This window comes from Dokdonia sp. Hel_I_63 (assembly GCF_007827285.1).
Taxonomy (GTDB): Bacteria; Bacteroidota; Bacteroidia; order Flavobacteriales; family Flavobacteriaceae; genus Dokdonia.
In genome coordinates this window covers 483,018-498,764 of the sequence record NZ_VISD01000001.1, presented here as the reverse complement: position 1 = coordinate 498,764, position 15,747 = coordinate 483,018, and the positions used below count along the sequence as shown (strand labels likewise).

18 protein-coding genes and 1 pseudogene are annotated in these 15,747 nt (G+C 36.0%); 9 read left to right on the top strand and 10 right to left on the bottom strand.

Going from position 1 to position 15,747, the window contains the following annotated elements:
• The first annotated feature begins 12 nt into the window (after positions 1 to 12).
• The 4 genes from JM84_RS02265 to JM84_RS02250 all read left to right on the top strand — a co-directional run bounded on the left by JM84_RS02265 (position 13) and on the right by JM84_RS02250 (position 4,444).
• Complete coding sequence (locus JM84_RS02265; protein ID WP_144782534.1) at positions 13 to 1,236, top strand: glycosyltransferase; 1,224 nt, start codon at positions 13 to 15, stop codon at positions 1,234 to 1,236.
• An 82-nt stretch (positions 1,237 to 1,318) separates the two neighbouring features.
• The gene (locus JM84_RS02260) at positions 1,319 to 2,305 is read left to right on the top strand and encodes a UDP-glucuronic acid decarboxylase family protein (protein ID WP_144782532.1); all 987 of its coding nucleotides are present in this window, start codon (positions 1,319 to 1,321) and stop codon (positions 2,303 to 2,305) included.
• A 2-nt stretch (positions 2,306 to 2,307) separates the two neighbouring features.
• Positions 2,308 to 3,660, top strand: coding sequence for an undecaprenyl-phosphate glucose phosphotransferase (locus JM84_RS02255; protein ID WP_144782530.1), 1,353 nt, complete (start codon positions 2,308 to 2,310; stop codon positions 3,658 to 3,660).
• A complete protein-coding gene (locus JM84_RS02250) occupies positions 3,644 to 4,444 on the top strand; it encodes a glycosyltransferase family 2 protein (RefSeq protein ID WP_144782528.1) in 801 nt (266 codons plus the stop codon). Before JM84_RS02255 ends, JM84_RS02250 begins: the two co-directional genes overlap by 17 nt.
• On the opposite strand, the gene JM84_RS02245 is transcribed toward JM84_RS02250, so the two are convergent.
• On the bottom strand, positions 4,441 to 5,724 hold the full coding sequence (locus JM84_RS02245) for a phenylacetate--CoA ligase family protein (protein WP_144785123.1): 1,284 nt from the start codon (positions 5,722 to 5,724) through the stop codon (positions 4,441 to 4,443). The genes JM84_RS02250 and JM84_RS02245 overlap by 4 nt on opposite strands.
• A 91-nt stretch (positions 5,725 to 5,815) precedes the next feature.
• On the opposite strand from JM84_RS02245, the gene purD reads away from it, so the two are divergent.
• Entirely contained in the window at positions 5,816 to 7,084 is a 1,269-nt protein-coding gene (gene purD, locus JM84_RS02240; protein WP_144782526.1) for a phosphoribosylamine--glycine ligase, read from the top strand.
• A gap of 4 nt (positions 7,085 to 7,088) precedes the next feature.
• On the opposite strand, the gene JM84_RS02235 is transcribed toward purD, so the two are convergent.
• The gene (locus JM84_RS02235) at positions 7,089 to 7,352 is read right to left on the bottom strand and encodes a DUF6341 family protein (protein ID WP_013750694.1); all 264 of its coding nucleotides are present in this window, start codon (positions 7,350 to 7,352) and stop codon (positions 7,089 to 7,091) included.
• A gap of 81 nt (positions 7,353 to 7,433) precedes the next feature.
• Here JM84_RS02235 and JM84_RS02230 point away from each other — a divergent pair, with 81 nt between their 5' ends.
• The 4 genes from JM84_RS02230 to JM84_RS02215 all read left to right on the top strand — a co-directional run bounded on the left by JM84_RS02230 (position 7,434) and on the right by JM84_RS02215 (position 11,234).
• Entirely contained in the window at positions 7,434 to 8,360 is a 927-nt protein-coding gene (locus JM84_RS02230) for a DUF6427 family protein (RefSeq protein ID WP_144782524.1), read from the top strand.
• Between the two features lie 179 nt (positions 8,361 to 8,539).
• Entirely contained in the window at positions 8,540 to 9,151 is a 612-nt protein-coding gene (locus JM84_RS02225) for a DUF4254 domain-containing protein (RefSeq protein WP_013750696.1), read from the top strand.
• Positions 9,152 to 9,209: 58 nt separating this feature from the next.
• A complete protein-coding gene (locus JM84_RS02220; RefSeq protein ID WP_144782522.1) occupies positions 9,210 to 10,223 on the top strand; it encodes a glycosyltransferase family 9 protein in 1,014 nt (337 codons plus the stop codon).
• Positions 10,224 to 10,280: 57 nt separating this feature from the next.
• Positions 10,281 to 11,234, top strand: coding sequence for an NAD(P)H-dependent flavin oxidoreductase (locus JM84_RS02215; protein ID WP_144782520.1), 954 nt, complete (start codon positions 10,281 to 10,283; stop codon positions 11,232 to 11,234).
• Positions 11,235 to 11,437: 203 nt separating this feature from the next.
• Here the strand turns inward: JM84_RS02215 and JM84_RS02210 are convergent, their stop codons facing one another.
• The 8 genes and pseudogenes from JM84_RS02210 to JM84_RS02175 form a co-directional block, all read right to left on the bottom strand.
• A complete protein-coding gene (locus JM84_RS02210; protein WP_144782518.1) occupies positions 11,438 to 12,100 on the bottom strand; it encodes an ATP-binding cassette domain-containing protein in 663 nt (220 codons plus the stop codon).
• The gene (locus tag JM84_RS02205) at positions 12,097 to 12,390 is read right to left on the bottom strand and encodes a hypothetical protein (protein WP_013750700.1); all 294 of its coding nucleotides are present in this window, start codon (positions 12,388 to 12,390) and stop codon (positions 12,097 to 12,099) included. Before JM84_RS02205 ends, JM84_RS02210 begins: the two co-directional genes overlap by 4 nt.
• Positions 12,391 to 12,525: 135 nt before the next feature.
• On the bottom strand, positions 12,526 to 12,930 hold the full coding sequence (locus tag JM84_RS02200) for a hypothetical protein (RefSeq protein WP_013750701.1): 405 nt from the start codon (positions 12,928 to 12,930) through the stop codon (positions 12,526 to 12,528).
• 430 nt (positions 12,931 to 13,360) lie between these two features.
• Positions 13,361 to 13,666 carry a hypothetical protein gene (locus tag JM84_RS02195; RefSeq protein WP_013750702.1) on the bottom strand — a complete coding sequence of 102 codons (306 nt, stop codon included), beginning with the start codon at positions 13,664 to 13,666 and terminating at the stop codon, positions 13,361 to 13,363.
• A gap of 159 nt (positions 13,667 to 13,825) precedes the next feature.
• Positions 13,826 to 14,203, bottom strand: a complete 378-nt coding sequence (locus tag JM84_RS02190; RefSeq protein ID WP_013750703.1) for a hypothetical protein — start codon at positions 14,201 to 14,203, stop codon at positions 13,826 to 13,828.
• Position 14,204: 1 nt separating this feature from the next.
• Entirely contained in the window at positions 14,205 to 15,068 is an 864-nt protein-coding gene (locus JM84_RS02185; protein ID WP_013750704.1) for a hypothetical protein, read from the bottom strand.
• Positions 15,069 to 15,119: 51 nt separating this feature from the next.
• Positions 15,120 to 15,554 carry a hypothetical protein gene (locus JM84_RS02180; protein WP_013750705.1) on the bottom strand — a complete coding sequence of 145 codons (435 nt, stop codon included), beginning with the start codon at positions 15,552 to 15,554 and terminating at the stop codon, positions 15,120 to 15,122.
• Positions 15,551 to 15,745 (bottom strand): annotated as a pseudogene (locus tag JM84_RS02175) (2Fe-2S iron-sulfur cluster-binding protein); the annotation flags it as partial. The gene JM84_RS02180 and the pseudogene JM84_RS02175, both read right to left, overlap by 4 nt.
• Positions 15,746 to 15,747 lie beyond the last annotated feature (2 nt).

Below are 15,747 nucleotides of genomic sequence, written 5' to 3'. Positions count from 1 at the left end.
TTTACAAGCCCTATGAATGACCTACAAGGCAAACATATCACGCTTATCTCCTTAAACTTCTATCCAGAAGACACAGCAATAGGACTTTACAGCACGCAACTAGCAGAATATCTGGAATCACAAGGGGCTTTGCTTTCGGTGATTACAGCATTTCCTTATTACCCAAAATGGGAAATAGCAGAATCATATCAAAACAAAGGAACTTATCTGCATGAGAAGAAGGGAACCATTGATATATACCGATATAAACAGTTTACTCCCAAGGAGCCTACATTCTTAAAGCGCGTTATCCACATAGCCGATTTTACCATAGGATCACGCTTTAATTTCAAACAGATTACAGAGTGTGACATTGTAATCTCTGTAATTCCTTTTACGAGTAGTGCATGGTTAGGTAATACGCTTTCGCGAAAGCGTAATGCAAAACACTGGATTCATATTCAAGATTTTGAATTTGATGCGGCTTTTCAGTCGGGTCTTGCCTCTGGCAATGAGAATACAAGTTTTGCTTATAAAACTTTGATGAAATTAGAGCGTAGTATTCTTAATAAAGCAGATTGTGTAAGCACTATAAGTTATACAATGCTAGCCAAACTCAAAGAGAAAACCACTTCCGAAAACTACTATCTCCCCAACTGGATAGATGCAGACCAGAGTGACCCTTTAAAGGCTGAAGAACATTCTTATTTCTCAAAAGAGAAATTTAGCATCTTATATTCTGGTAACGTGGGAGACAAGCAAGACTGGCAGTTATTTACTAACGTTATCAAAGCATTAGATTTTAATAAGTTTGAAGTTATCGTAGTAGGGGCAGGGGCAAAAATGGAGGCTCTAAAGGAAAATCTAAAAAACACTAAGGTAAAATTTTACGCGCCTGTCCCATTTATAGAGTTGTCCAGTCTACTCGCTAGTGCAGATGTGCATATTTTATTTCAAAAAAGTGAAGTGGTAGATACCGTTATGCCTTCAAAAATTCTAGGTATGATGGCTAGTGCTAGACCATCTATCATAACTGGTCACCCGGATGCAGAGCCAGCTAAGATCATAACTGATTCAAATGGTGGGATTTATAATTCGGTTATTGACTATAAGTTAATATTGAGTCAGCTAGACACTCTTAACTTGTCTCCAGATACAGCTATGACTATGGGTGCAGCTGCAAGAAAGTATGTACTTGAAAAATTTGCAAGGAAACCTATTTTAGAAAAATTTACTCAAACCCTGAGTAGGTTATAGGGCTTAGGCTTTACAAGCAGGCAATACTTCCTTACTTTTACGAACAGAGATTTTCAAGTCTGTATAGATTAATCAATCAATTATGAAGAGAGTTTTAATTACAGGTGCTGCAGGATTTTTAGGATCTCATTTATGTGATAGATTTATTAAAGAAGGTTTTCATGTAATTGGTATGGATAACCTTATAACGGGGAGCTTATCAAATATTGAGCATCTCTTTAAGTTAAAACAATTTGAGTTTCATCATCACGACGTTACGACATTTGTACATGTGCCAGGTGAATTAGATTATATTCTACATTTTGCATCACCTGCGAGCCCTATAGACTATCTTAAAATTCCTATACAGACACTTAAAGTGGGTTCTTTAGGGACACACAATTTATTAGGATTAGCCAAGGTGAAAAATGCCCGTATTTTGATTGCATCAACATCAGAAGTTTATGGTGACCCACTTGTACATCCTCAAGATGAAAATTATTATGGTAATGTAAATACTATAGGACCTAGGGGAGTATATGACGAGGCAAAACGTTTTCAAGAATCTATCACGATGGCTTATCATCGTTTTCACGGATTAGAAACTCGTATCGTACGTATATTTAATACATATGGACCTCGCATGAGGCTTAATGATGGTAGAGTAATACCTGCCTTTATGGGGCAAGCACTTAGGGGAGAAGATTTAACGATATTTGGTGACGGTTTACAAACACGTTCTTTCTGCTATGTAGATGATCAAGTGGAAGGGATTTACCGCCTACTATTGAGTGATTATGCATTACCAGTAAACATAGGCAATCCAGATGAAATTACAATAAAAGACTTTGCTGAGGAGATTATAAAACTCACGGGAACAGATCAAAAAGTAATTTATCAAGATCTACCAGTAGACGACCCTATGCAACGTAAACCAGATATTTCTAAAGCAATCGAAATATTAGATTGGGAGGCGAAAGTAGGTCGTACAGAAGGGATGAAAAAGACATTTGACTACTTTAAAAGTTTACCCCAAGAGCAATTATATAAAAGTGAGCATAAAGACTTTTCAAAACACATACGTAAGTAAGTATGGCGCAACGCGTAGGTAGGTATTCCTTTTACATAAGGCCCGCAATTTATGTTATAGATTTAGTGATAATTTTATTACTCGCTAAGGTCTGCCTCATCATGAATCAAAATTTTGTGGTGTTCTCATTATACATTACAACTACTTGGATTTTTTCAACAATCAAGTCAGATTTTTATGAAGTTTATAGGTATACTAAGCCCACACGTATTGTATCCCTCTTACTACTACAGTTATTCATTTTTGCATTACTTGTTTTTGCGTTCTTTGGTCTATTTCAAAAAATAGACGCCTCTCCAGTAGCTGTATTTCTATATGTTTTATATGTTTTTGTAGGCGTAGGAATCAATAAGTTTGGAGTGTTCTATTTGTTAAAGACATATAGAGCGGTTTTAGGAGGTAACCACCGTCGCGTTGTTATTTTAGGGTGGAATGTACAGGTCAAGGAGCTTAAAAAGTTTTTTGATGAAAATAAAAGATATGGTTACGTAGTGAGTAGCACCTTTGACATTAAAGATCCAAGTGTATCTCTTGATAGCATATTTAATTACATATTAGAAAATAATGTAGATGAGGTTTACTGCTCTGTAGAGCAGTTTACAAATGAAGAGTTAAGAGAAATATCTGAATTTACAGATAATAACCTTAAGATATTAAAATTCATTCCAGACAGTCGCGAGATCTTTACAAAGAAATTAGAATATCAGTACCTTGGGATTACTCCTATCTTATCACTCCGTACTATCCCCATAGATAAACCGCTTAATCAGTTTATTAAGCGCGCGTTTGACATTATTCTTTCTGTTGCTGTACTTGTAGGAATATTAACATGGCTTACGCCTTTACTTGCTATTTTAATTAAGCTCGACTCTAAAGGGACTGTATTTTTCAAACAGAAACGTAACGGATTAGACTATCATGAGTTTTACTGCTATAAATTTCGGTCTATGCGAGATAATGAAGAGGCAGATATTGAACAAGTGAGCAAAAACGACAGTCGTATAACTCGTGTTGGTAGGTTCTTGCGTAAAACCAGTATGGATGAGTTACCACAATTTATTAATGTTCTCAAAGGAGATATGTCTGTAGTGGGCCCTAGACCTCATATGGTGAGACACACACATATGTATGCGGAGCGTATAGATAAGTTTATGGTACGTCACTTCATAAAACCGGGAATTACAGGACTTGCACAAGTAAGTGGTTATAGAGGAGAAATAGAGACCGAAGAGGATATAGTAAACCGCGTAAAATTTGACATATTCTATGTAGAAAATTGGTCACTCTTTTTAGATATTAAAATTGTTTTTAATACTATTTATAAAGCTATTGTAGGAGATGACAAAGCTTACTAAAAAAGATATACAGCCACTAGTCTCCATTATCACTCCGCTCTATAATGCAGCACCATTTATTGCGCAGACCATCGCGAGTGTACAAGACCAGACATATCAAAACTGGGAGCAAATTATTGTTGATGATTGCTCGACAGATAGTTCTGTTGATGTTGTAAAAGCCTTGGCAGGTTTTGATAATAGAATTAAGCTTATTACGCTTTCGCGAAACAGTGGCGCAGCCCATACTCGTAATGTTGCAACAGAAGCCGCTCAAGGCACATTTATAGCCTTCTTAGACTCTGATGACTTATGGCATGCAGAAAAACTCGAGAAGCAAATTGCTTTCATGCAAGAAACAGGTTGTGACGTTTCTTATACCAGCTATGTGCATATAGATGAAGGTGGAAAGCCACTTGGTAAACGCATCGTGGCATTACCAAAACTCACTTACAAAAAGCAACACAGCAATAACTATGTGGGAAATCTCACAGGTATTTATAATGTAACCTCAATAGGTAAAATAAGCGCTCCTGACGTTAGAAAAAGACAAGACTGGGCATTGTGGCTAGAGGCTATGAAAAAAAGCAATATGCCAGCCTTAGGCTTGCAAGAAGACCTAGCTCTTTATAGAGTACGAGAAGGCTCAATGAGCTCAAATAAATTAAATCTTGTTAAGTACAACTATCAGTTTTACAAAACTTGCCTAGGATATTCTCATATAGCAGCCACACTATACTTAGTACGCTTTTTCTGGGAGTATTTTGTAATGAGACCTAAATGGATACAGCGATATGATGTCTAAGAGACTAAAGATGTAAACTGTTTGAGCTTTCCTCTATTTCTACGGTCCATGACATCTACTTTTTCATACCTTAGTTTTAGCCCATTCTCAAGATATTTAGAGGTAGCTTTAGCAATATTTCTTTTCTCTAGATCACTAAGTGGTCTTTCGGAGGTGTAAATAAATGTAAATGAATCTTGAGCAGTTTGCTCAATAATGAACTCACTTACATTGTCATTTTCCTCTATAATACTCTTTGTTACATAATAAAAAGTAAGCCCAGGGACTACCTTACCGCTAGGTAGCCGTGCCATATCACTTGTCCTTCCTTGTAAGTTTTCTAAAATAGGTTTTTTAAGCGTGCTCAGTGGTGATAAAGATCCCATATCACCTATGTCATAACGTATAAAAGGATGTGCTTTATTATAAAAAGATGTGATTACAATACGCCCTACCACACCGTGAGGTACAGGCTTATCTTTATCATCAAGAATTTCGACAAATAACAGTTCACTATCTACCTCTAGCTGATTCTCCTTATTTTGAAAGGCTATAAGTCCTACTTCTGAGGCTCCATATTCATTAATGATTGGGACATTAAATTGCTCCTCCATTAATTGTAAATCTTCAGGAAATAGCATTTCACTAGTGACAATACATGCTTTAAGAGTCGGACAAATATCGGTGAGTATAATTTGGTGCTTTCTCAAATGCTTAGCAAGTAATACAATGCTACTTGTGTAGCCATTTATATAGTCAAAAGGTGTCTTGCTGAATTTTTTAACCATACCGGCAAGCTTATGCTCGCAAAGATCAAAAATGGGGAAACGATACCTGTTACCTAGTTTGTCCTTGAGTCTTTCCTTTTGATAGGCAATTGTTGTGAGTGGAATCCCATAAAAACGAGCCTGTTTTGAAGTGTCTAGATCAATACTATACCAGTTATATCTTTTTTGGAAACTCACCCAGCTCAATGCATGAGCGTCTTTATCTTTTGCAAAAACAAAAGGATGTCCAGAAGATCCAGAGGTCTTACCTACGTACACCGTCTTGCGGTCGTAGTTTTGAGAAAGCCTATTTTCAAGAGGCTGTTGTAGATTTGCTTTTGTTAACACTGGCAATGTTTCCCAGTCTTTCTCACCCCTTTCGGTAAGAAGACTCCTGTAAAAAGAATTATAAATCTCGTGATGGGTAACTATCTTTTTTTTCTGCTCAGATATATAGGCTGCATATTCACTTTCTGGGATATCTATGATACGTTGCAATTCCGCTTTCGCGAAAGCGGTATCAAATCCTTTCATTTTTAAAGCCCAGTTGAATAAATTCACATCGTCTTAATTAGGGAGCCAAAATACAAACATTTATTTTTGTCTAAACGCAAAATATACCATAATGAATATCTTAATCTTAGGTTCTGGAGGACGCGAGCATACATTTGCTTATAAACTAGCACAGAGCGAGCAATGTGATGCACTTTTTGTTGCACCAGGAAATGCAGGTACTGCTCAAATAGCAACCAATGTTGCCGTAGGCGTAACCGATTTTGAAGCTATCAAAGCTTTAGTGATTAAGGAACAAATTACAATGGTGGTTGTGGGACCTGAAGATCCACTAGTACAAGGAGTATATGACTTCTTTAAAGTAGATGAAGCTCTGAAAAACGTTGCTGTCATTGGGCCAAGTAAGGAAGGAGCAGAACTTGAAGGGAGTAAGGAGCGAGCGAAGGAATTTATGATTGCTCATGATATTCCTACGGCTGCCTACGAAGCCTTTACGGTAGAAACACTAGAAAAAGGACAAGCGTTTTTAGAAACTTTAAATCCTCCATATGTGTTAAAAGCAGATGGTCTTGCGGCGGGTAAAGGAGTTTTAATCATAGAAGATCTTGATGAGGCAAAGAAGGAACTAGCAAGTATGCTTGGTGGTAAATTTGGCGATGCAAGTACGACCGTAGTGATTGAAGAGTTTCTAGACGGAATCGAACTTAGTGTGTTTGTACTTACAGATGGTAAAAACTATAAAGTGCTTCCTACAGCCAAAGATTATAAACGTATAGGTGAAGGTGATAAAGGACTTAACACTGGAGGAATGGGTGCAATAAGCCCAGTTCCATTTGCAGATGATGCTTTTATGAAAAAAATAGAAGACCGCATTGTTAAGCCTACGGTTAATGGTCTTACTAAAGAAAATATAGATTACAAGGGATTCATATTTATTGGTCTTATCAAAGTAGGAGATGACCCTAAGGTAATTGAGTACAATGTACGCATGGGTGATCCTGAGACAGAGGTAGTATTACCACGTATCCAGTCTGATCTTGTATCACTTTTTAAAGCGGTGGATAATCAAACATTAGACCAGCAAGAGTTTAAGCTAGATCCTAGAAGTGCGGCAACAGTGATGCTTGTTTCTGGAGGATATCCAGAAGCTTATGAAAAAGGAAAAGTAATCACAGGACTTGAAAAAATTGAAGGATCTATTGCTTTTCATGCAGGAACAACAGAAAAAGATGGCGCAGTGGTTACTAATGGCGGTAGAGTGATTGCTATCACTTCCTTCCATGAAGATTACAGAGAAGCCATAAAAAAATCCTATCAAAATATAGAAAAACTACATTTTGATAGGATGAATTATCGTACAGATATAGGTTTTGACCTATAGTAAATTAAAGGTTGCTTTCTAGCTCGCTGTTTTTACCTAAGAAACCGTGAGCTTTTGCTTCGCGGTATTCAGTATCGTTATCGTCATACTTTTTAATTTCCATAATCCAGTATACGATTGCAGCTGCACAAATGAGCATAAATAACCAGTTTACTCCGTTAGCAAGCCACCAGTTGCTCAATTCTAATTCGGCAAGGGCGTTAAAAGGTGCAAATAAAGTTGCTTCTGCAAATTCTTCAATGCCTTCGAAAAATCCTGTCAAACTCATAATGTTGTATGTTTACAATATTGAAATCTTAATTATGCATCTAGTAAAGATGTTATTGCAAAAATAGGAAAAAAACTAGCTATGCTCACAAGATTTTTTGGGACTTCAAAACCACTCGCTATTGCCGTTGTTTTGATATATATGACCTTAGGGTTTTTCTATAGCCACAGAGGTATAATTACAGAACCATTTTCATGGACAAGTACATCTAAAACATTGGGCATGTGGGTACTTTATGTGCTCACTATGTTTATATTAAGTTTTGTTTCTCAAAAAAATGACCTTACTAAGCGATCTTCATATGGAGTACTTTTGTTTGCAGCATTTAGCCTGGCATTACCAGTCGCTCTAAAGGATCACGCCATATTAATAGCTGGTTTCTTTATCTTAATTGCGCTACGTAGGATCATCAGTTTCAAGTCAGAATTACACATGGAGCGCAAAATTTTTGACGCGGCACTGTGGATATTATTAGCCTCTCTAGCTTTTTATTTTAGCTGGTTGTACGTTATAGCAATTTATCTAGCGTTATTATTTTATAGAATCACGGTAGTAAGATATCTGTTTATTCCGCTACTAGCATTACTGAGTTTTAGTGTAATTTATTATTCTATTCTATTGTTTCAAGTGGGTGATCCTTCTGAGGTGTCATTATCATTTCAGTCTATATCACTAGATTTTACAGCTTATAATAATTTACAGGTGCTCGCGGTAATTGCTTTCTTCATAGGGACATTATTGTGGACTATATGGAAATATCTAGGCGAACAACGAATGGCTTCTACGGGATCAAAAAGTAGATACTCGGTTATTTTAGGAATACTAGCTGTGGGACTAGTGGTAATCTTATTTACCACCACAAAAACAGGGGCAGAGTGGTACTTTATTATACCCGTAATGACCATCATTGTAAGTAATTATCTCGAAAATACAGAGAGCTTGCTATTTAAGGAAAGCTTATTATGGTTTATCATATTATTACCTATCATAATACATCTACTACCTTAATTTGACAGCTCTTGTTTCTAAATCCAATGCTACTTATAACAAGTAAAGGCAGGTCGCTATGCCAACTCAAAAAATAATATCTTTGTAGACCATGCTTATCACCCGTATGCCTCAGAGGATTTATACCTTGTATGGAGCACTCCGCATTATAGAATAATTACATTATAGAAAACAATTATATGTTTACAGAAAAGGCAAACGCCATTTTTAAAGAAGCAATCGACACTTATCATTTAGTAAATACGGTAGATCAACCTTTTATCAATAAGTATGATAAGGGAGAAGATTTATTGGGTCACCTATTATACAGAAAATGCTGGATAGATACGGTGCAGTGGCACTATGAAGACATCATTCGTGATCCGCAGATTGATCCAGTAGCAGCCTTGACTCTAAAACGTAAGATTGATGCGTCTAACCAAGATCGCACAGACATGGTTGAATATATAGACAGCTATTTTCTTGAAAAATATAACAGTGTTGAGGTTAAAGAGAATGCTACAATTAATACAGAAAGTCCGGCTTGGGGAGTAGATCGTTTATCCATTCTAGCGCTCAAAGTATACCATATGGACGAGGAAGCAACTCGCACAGATGCTAGTGATGCACACCGAGCAGCTTGTAAAACTAAACTTGACATATTACTTGAGCAACGCGTAGACCTTTCGACAGCGATAGATACCTTGCTTGAGGATATCTCAAAGGGAGATAAGTACATGAAAGTCTATAAGCAGATGAAGATGTACAATGACGATGAGCTCAACCCAGTCCTTCGCAACATTAAAAAATAATTATCTGTTGAAGGATTTAGTTTAAAATCGATAAACCCTTCACAAGTCTAGCGAGATAATGGCTCAACAAAAACACATGCTCATCATTCGTCTCTCTGCAATGGGAGACGTTGCGATGACGGTGCCTGTGGTGTACGCTTTCGCGAAAGCGAACCCAGAAATAAAAATATCCTTCCTTTCAAAACCTTTTTTTAGGCCTATTGTAGAAGCAATACCTAATGTCACATTTATCCCAGCAGAAGTAAATACCATACACAAAGGTGTAAGCGGTATGTGGAAATTATCGCGACAACTTAAAAAGTTAGGAATTACACATGTCGCAGATTTGCACAATGTAATTCGGTCAAAAATGCTGCGTAAGTTTCTTAATCTTCCCAGCGTTTGTCTAGATAAAGGAAGACCAGATAAAAAGGCGCTTACAAGAAGTACAGATAAAGTGTTTAAAGCTCTTAAGACTACAATAGCAAGATATCAAGATGTTATTGAAGAGTTAGGTGGGCGTCATTTTATAACAGAACCACTCCCTAAACCTAATAAACATGAGGAGGTTATTGCATTTACCGTTGGTTGTCATAAAAAGTGGATTGGTATCGCGCCTTTTGCAGCCCATCAGGGTAAGCAATATCCATTAGAATTGATGGAGCAGGTTATTAGAGAGTTAGATGGTAAAGAACAATACAATTTATTCCTTTTTGGAGCACCAGAAGAGGAGGAGATACTTAGAGACCTTTCGCAAGGTTGCATAATGACAAAGGTGGTTGCCGGAAAACTCAAATTTAAAGAAGAAATTAATCTTATTAGTCAGCTAGATGGTATGCTCGCTATGGATAGCGGTAATGCACACCTAGCAGCAATGTATGGGATTCCTACCATAACGTTGTGGGGAGTAACGCACCCACATGCAGGATTTGCACCATTTAATCAAGAAGCAAACTGCTTACTTTCAGATAGAAAAAAGTATCCACAAATACCGACTTCTATTTATGGAAACGTTGTGCCAGAAGGGTATGAGAATGTGATGACGACTATCTTACCTGTTGATATTGTTGATAAAATCACGGATACGATCTAACATAAAAGTATTATGCACGCATAATAAGATTGATTATATTTGTTTAAATTGAATGTTATGAGCACAACAAAACCTACCCTAAAAGATTTACTTGGAATTACACATCCTATCATTATGGCACCTATGTTTTTAGTGTCTAATGTAGCGATGCTAAAGGCCGGAATGGAAAACGGAATTGCTGCTTGTGTGCCAGCACTCAATTATAGAACGATAGATGAGCTTAAGGCTGCAATTACTGAGCTTAAGGCTGCCAAAGTTCCAGGAGGAGCATTTGGTATTAATCTCATTGTAAATAAGTCAAACATGAAATATCCTGCACAACTGGAAGCGGCTTGTGAGCTAGGAGTAGACTTTATAATTACATCCTTAGGATCCCCACAAATGGTGATTGAGCAGGCAAAACCTAAGGGAATCAAAGTGTTTTGTGATGTAACAGACCTTGGCTATTCAAAAAAGGTGGAGGCTATGGGATGTGATGCGCTCGTTGCTGTAAACAATCAAGCAGGAGGTCACAGAGGTAACATCGCTCCCGAAGCATTAATAAAAGAACTTAATGAAAACTGTACAATTCCAGTAATCACTGCTGGAGGCGTTGCAAATAAACAAGATCTCGAACGCGCCATGTCTTACGGTGCCATAGGAGCAAGTATAGGAAGCCCTTTTATAGCATCAGAAGAGGCTCCAGTATCACAAGAATACAAACAAGCTTGCGTAGATTTCGGTGCTAAAGATATCGTGATGACTCAAAAGATTTCTGGTACACCTTGTACTGTCATAAACACGCCTTACGTTCAAAAGATAGGGACTAAGCAAACGTGGTTAGAAGGCTTACTTAACAAAAATAAGAAGCTTAAGAAGTGGGTAAAGGCTATACGCTTTGCAAAAGGAATGCGTGACACCACAAAAGCCGCTCAGAGTGCTACATATAAAACAGTTTGGGTAGCTGGCCCATCTATAGAAGAAACGACTGCTATAGAGCCTGTGGCAACTATTATCAAGAAGTTTATATAGAAGTACGCTTTCGCGAAAAAAGGAACTGTCATCTCGACGCTAGGAGAGATCACACAAGTAGCTTAAGTATATAGCTCCATAGGAAACGTTATGCGATTTCTCGTCGCTCGTACCTCACTCTGTCGAAATGACTACAGATTGTCATCTCGATGCTAGGAGAGATCACACAAGTAGCTCAAGGCACAAATTTTCAGAAAGTTAAATCACTTCAAATAGCCAAAATCTTTCAAATCTTGTGAAGTATGAACTTCGTGAGCAATACCATTCTTTAGCACTAGATTCTTAGTAGAAACGTCAAATACATCTGTATAATAGTGATCTGTGAGTATGATTCCTTTTTTCGCTTTAAGCGAAATTAAAAACTCTTTTATTTTATCCTTGTAAAGTGGTTCTATCATAGAGAAAGGTTCATCAAGCATCAAAAACGGATGGTTGAGGTTTGCGACAAGTAGTAATTCTAGATAGCGTATTTCTCCCATGGAGAGTAGACCTGCCTTTCTTGAAGCAATTTTCTCAACAAATGAAGCTCTAAAGATGGCGTCTTGATCATCACCGTTTTCATGAAATAGCGGAATAATATCTCTTACTTTTAAATGCTTGGGTAAGAAACTTTCTTGTGGTAAGTAACCAATAAGTTGCTCAGGTATGACGGTTTTAGGTGCTATGGATGTACCATTTATGCTAAGCTCTAAGCGCGTAGGTTTAAGTGTTCCAAAAAGAATTTTGAGAAGGGTAGATTTTCCAGAACCATTTTTTCCAAAAAGTCCTAAAACATCTCCTGTACTAAGAATAAAAGATACATCTGTGAGTATGGTTTTCCTTCCAAAGTTTTTGTAAAGACCGTGTACGTTAAGTTCATTTTTCATAGAAAGGGAAGAACAAATACAGTGAGTATACAGGCAAGAACAAAATTTACTGCCCATGCACGTAGTATCAAATAGCGCTTTGTAAAGCCAATATTATAATACATATAATATTGCTGCTTCTGAAAATATGCAAATGCCAAAACGCCTAAACCAGTGCCGAAAACTCCAAAAATAATGATGGTGGTAAATATACCTACAGCGATACGTTCACTAGCGGGAACGTGAACAAGCCCAAACACTAAGCAAATGCCTGCGGCGTATAAAGTTACATCACGGTAATAGGTCCACATGGATTAAATGTATTCTTACAAGTCTAATCATATATTCAAACAAGATATATCTATATAAACCAAGATAACTGAACTTTAGTATAACATCAACACCCAAAGGTGAGTACAGCGAGAGCTGCATGTGTTTTAAGTACGCTATATTTTATAAACGCCTTTACCATCATGTTGAGCTATAACAAGAGTATTAAATTCCTTTAAAAATGATTTTTTGTCTAAGAGATGCTGTTCTGCAGTTGCTCTTAGTCCTTTTTTGAGCGTAGCATTTTTCTTAAGAATGGAAACTAAAAACCAAATAAGTATAGCTATTATTAAGACTCCTAGTGTGAGCATTGTCATTTCTATAATATGCTTCTCTGAATAAGTAACACGTTTTCCAGCTATAAAAATGTTGTAAATAGCAAATAATCCAACTACTGCAAAACCTACATATCTTACATTATAGGTAGTCTTCATAAACAATATATAGCGATCAACGTGGGATTGAAGTTCTTGAGCGGGTAGGGTAGATAATATTCGAAACTCTTGTTGATTTACGTCCATAATTTTGTCCAATAAGTAAAGTGATAGCTTTTGTGAAAATTTTCATTCTCCTAAAAAGAAGCGTGCAATATATCTACAAATGATAAGTACATGCAAGTGTTTAAAAAGAAAAAACTCATTAAGTAGCTATACCTAATGAGTTTTAAAAATATGTTATCGTAAAAGACTAGACACCATCATAATCTACCACAATCGAAGCTGAAGTAGGATGCGCTTGGCAGGTAAGTATTAATATCATAAGTTTTTGTACTTTAAAGAAACCTCATAAGAAATGTAATATTTTTTATGTTCTGGATCTTCTGTTAAAATATAAATTTTTGAGGCCTCTCTTAGTACGTCCTCAAAGGATTTCCATACAGAAAATACAATATCAGTACTGAAGATAATATTCTCCTTTATTTTGCTTTTTTGAACTCTTTTGACTTTATGTCTATACTTCTTGATATAATAAGCTTAATTGAGGTGGTGAAGGGTAATTTGTAGTTCCTATAATACCCTTTTGAAGCTTTCCGTCTTTAAAAAAATAATTATAATAACTGTCATTTTTACAATCACACTTCTCCTTTTTGAATAAGAACATTTCAATCCTATTTGAGTCATCTGTTTTAGGTATTATATTCCTAATAACATTATTGCCTTCTTCAAATATGATATTGACAATAGTACCTTGAGCAATAGTGTACGTATTCGATAATAAAGCCAAGGCTAATAAAGCAATTAAGTTGCTGATTTTCATATTTTTTAATTTGGACAGTTACTTGTGGTTGCTGGATAATATTGATTCAAAGCGTATTTTAAAACCTCTGGCATATTTTGAGTAGACAATAAGTACCCTCTTAAAATGTCAGTTTGATCTTTATTTAGGTCTAGCTCTTCCTCAAGCCATTTTTTATACTTAGTCTATAATCGTATCACTAACAATCCATACTCTTTCAACTTGAACGAGACATCCAGTAGCATCTTTATTACCAACATAGATATAGATGGAATACTCATTAAAATAATCTGGATATGTTTTACCTTCATTAATTTTTCTAAAAACGGAATAAGATTTTATATTGTCCTCATCAATTTGTTTGTATTCTATGTCATATTTAGTGTGCTTATTTTTATTATGTTGAAAAGTATACTTTCCTTCTAGAGTATATATCTCTAATTCTTTTTTTAAACTAATTGTATCTTGTCCATCATCGAATATCAAAATCACTTGTTCTGGTTTCTGTGAAAATAATATCTGTGGAAGAAATAATATTAAAAAAAAGGTATATTTCATTTTATTCACAATTAAAATTATTTCGAACAGAAATAACGGAGAGTCTTTCTGTTTCGTTTAAGCTTGTCCAAGCTACTGTAGAATTCTCATACAAACCAGTTGCATAATTTAACTCTCCAGAACCCATTAGTCCGTCCCACAATAGAGCATCGTAAACTTCCTCTGGTTGATTTGGGTCGAACTCTCTTAAGGCACTTTTAATTATATCTCTGTAATGTTGAGCCATTGCCTCATGTTGAGGAGATGAAGGGTTCTGTCCTTGTGGAATATTCCATCTGCATCTAGTGTAGTAGTCATAAAGGCCAGGGTAGTCATTTCTCAACTGAATAACTTGGTTAGGGTTTAAATTTATACTCGGGTGTTGTGATATAGATAAAAGCTTTCTAAAAATTTCAGCATGTATCAATTCATGAATGAACGTTCTAGCTATTGACAAACTTGGTCTGTCAAGGTTATTTGGGTTAAATTCTAAAGTTATCAAATAATTCTCAGGAGCACTTGTTTGAGCATTCACATTATCTTGAAGATTTGGATTCGCAGCAAGTTTCAAATTTGCAACGCTCATATCACCATCGAAATTATTTAGATAATTTGCAAAAGTTTCTGCACCTCCAGCTTGAATATACATGTTCCTAAGGCAATCATTGTTTAAAAATGTCGCATCCTCAATTATCTGCTCATCAAAATCCACTTCAAAATCCATACCACAACTATCGCTTAGTTGGTCTATAAGGGTGTTTGCAAAAGCTAGCTCAGGATCATTAAGCGTTACCTCATTTTGATTTACAAATTGGTTAATTTGATTTTTCAAATCACAGTTTTCATTTAGACAATCAGCTTCACTATCAGTAAGTCCAATAATCATTTCCAACTCATTAAATGCTACAGGAACAAACTTCTTAAAAGAGAATTAGTTTTAATGATGCATTTTTAAAGTTTGTAAATTTTTTGTCGTGCCTAAATATATAGCATTAAAATATACAAACTCCTGACTACCAGCATCTCTTACAAAATAAATTTGCTTAGAATCACTAAGATATTCGTGTAGTTCACAGGATGTAAAGGTACTCAAGTCAGATCGAGACAAAACTATCGTGTCGTCTGGAAGCGATTTTTCCATTTGATTTAGGGGAACTTTATCAAAAGCAACTTCATTTAAAGGTAAGAAATTGTAAGTATCGAAAGAAAAGCGCTTGTCTGAACTAGGAATATATATTTCTAAGCTGTAATTATGATTTTTACCAACCATAAGATTTGTCGACTCATCCATATAAATAAAGACAGAATCTTTTTGAGCATTCAGATAGATTGTATTTAATATAAAAATTATAAAACACCATTTTGCTTTCATCTAGTTACAATTTTGATTATAATTAACCCTTCGGCAACTTCTGCGTCCGTTAAGATTTGGTTTTGTGACATTACTGCTGTTCCTTCTGTTACACGAGCAATACAGCTGCTGCATATGCCGCCATGACAAGAGTGTGGAGCTTCTATGTCTTGATCTAAGGCTTCATCTAGAATAACGGCATCCTTCTTCATGA

Excerpts from the sequence above, each read along its gene's own strand:
- JM84_RS02215 (WP_144782520.1), top strand. The coding sequence starts at position 10,281 with ATGAGCACAACAAAACCTACCCTAAAAGATTTACTTGGAATTACACAT.
- JM84_RS02210 (WP_144782518.1), bottom strand. The coding sequence starts at position 12,100 with ATGAAAAATGAACTTAACGTACACGGTCTTTACAAAAACTTTGGAAGG.
- JM84_RS02225 (WP_013750696.1), top strand. The coding sequence starts at position 8,540 with ATGTTTACAGAAAAGGCAAACGCCATTTTTAAAGAAGCAATCGACACT.
- JM84_RS02220 (WP_144782522.1), top strand. The coding sequence starts at position 9,210 with ATGGCTCAACAAAAACACATGCTCATCATTCGTCTCTCTGCAATGGGA.
- JM84_RS02190 (WP_013750703.1), bottom strand. The coding sequence starts at position 14,203 with ATGAAATATACCTTTTTTTTAATATTATTTCTTCCACAGATATTATTT.
- JM84_RS02230 (WP_144782524.1), top strand. The coding sequence starts at position 7,434 with ATGCTCACAAGATTTTTTGGGACTTCAAAACCACTCGCTATTGCCGTT.
- JM84_RS02180 (WP_013750705.1), bottom strand. The coding sequence starts at position 15,554 with ATGAAAGCAAAATGGTGTTTTATAATTTTTATATTAAATACAATCTAT.
- JM84_RS02200 (WP_013750701.1), bottom strand. The coding sequence starts at position 12,930 with ATGGACGTAAATCAACAAGAGTTTCGAATATTATCTACCCTACCCGCT.
- JM84_RS02195 (WP_013750702.1), bottom strand. The coding sequence starts at position 13,666 with ATGAAAATCAGCAACTTAATTGCTTTATTAGCCTTGGCTTTATTATCG.
- JM84_RS02265 (WP_144782534.1), top strand. The coding sequence starts at position 13 with ATGAATGACCTACAAGGCAAACATATCACGCTTATCTCCTTAAACTTC.
- JM84_RS02185 (WP_013750704.1), bottom strand. The coding sequence starts at position 15,068 with ATGATTATTGGACTTACTGATAGTGAAGCTGATTGTCTAAATGAAAAC.
- JM84_RS02255 (WP_144782530.1), top strand. The coding sequence starts at position 2,308 with ATGGCGCAACGCGTAGGTAGGTATTCCTTTTACATAAGGCCCGCAATT.
- purD (WP_144782526.1), top strand. The coding sequence starts at position 5,816 with ATGAATATCTTAATCTTAGGTTCTGGAGGACGCGAGCATACATTTGCT.
- JM84_RS02205 (WP_013750700.1), bottom strand. The coding sequence starts at position 12,390 with ATGTGGACCTATTACCGTGATGTAACTTTATACGCCGCAGGCATTTGC.
- JM84_RS02245 (WP_144785123.1), bottom strand. The coding sequence starts at position 5,724 with ATGAAAGGATTTGATACCGCTTTCGCGAAAGCGGAATTGCAACGTATC.
- JM84_RS02250 (WP_144782528.1), top strand. The coding sequence starts at position 3,644 with ATGACAAAGCTTACTAAAAAAGATATACAGCCACTAGTCTCCATTATC.
- JM84_RS02260 (WP_144782532.1), top strand. The coding sequence starts at position 1,319 with ATGAAGAGAGTTTTAATTACAGGTGCTGCAGGATTTTTAGGATCTCAT.
- JM84_RS02235 (WP_013750694.1), bottom strand. The coding sequence starts at position 7,352 with ATGAGTTTGACAGGATTTTTCGAAGGCATTGAAGAATTTGCAGAAGCA.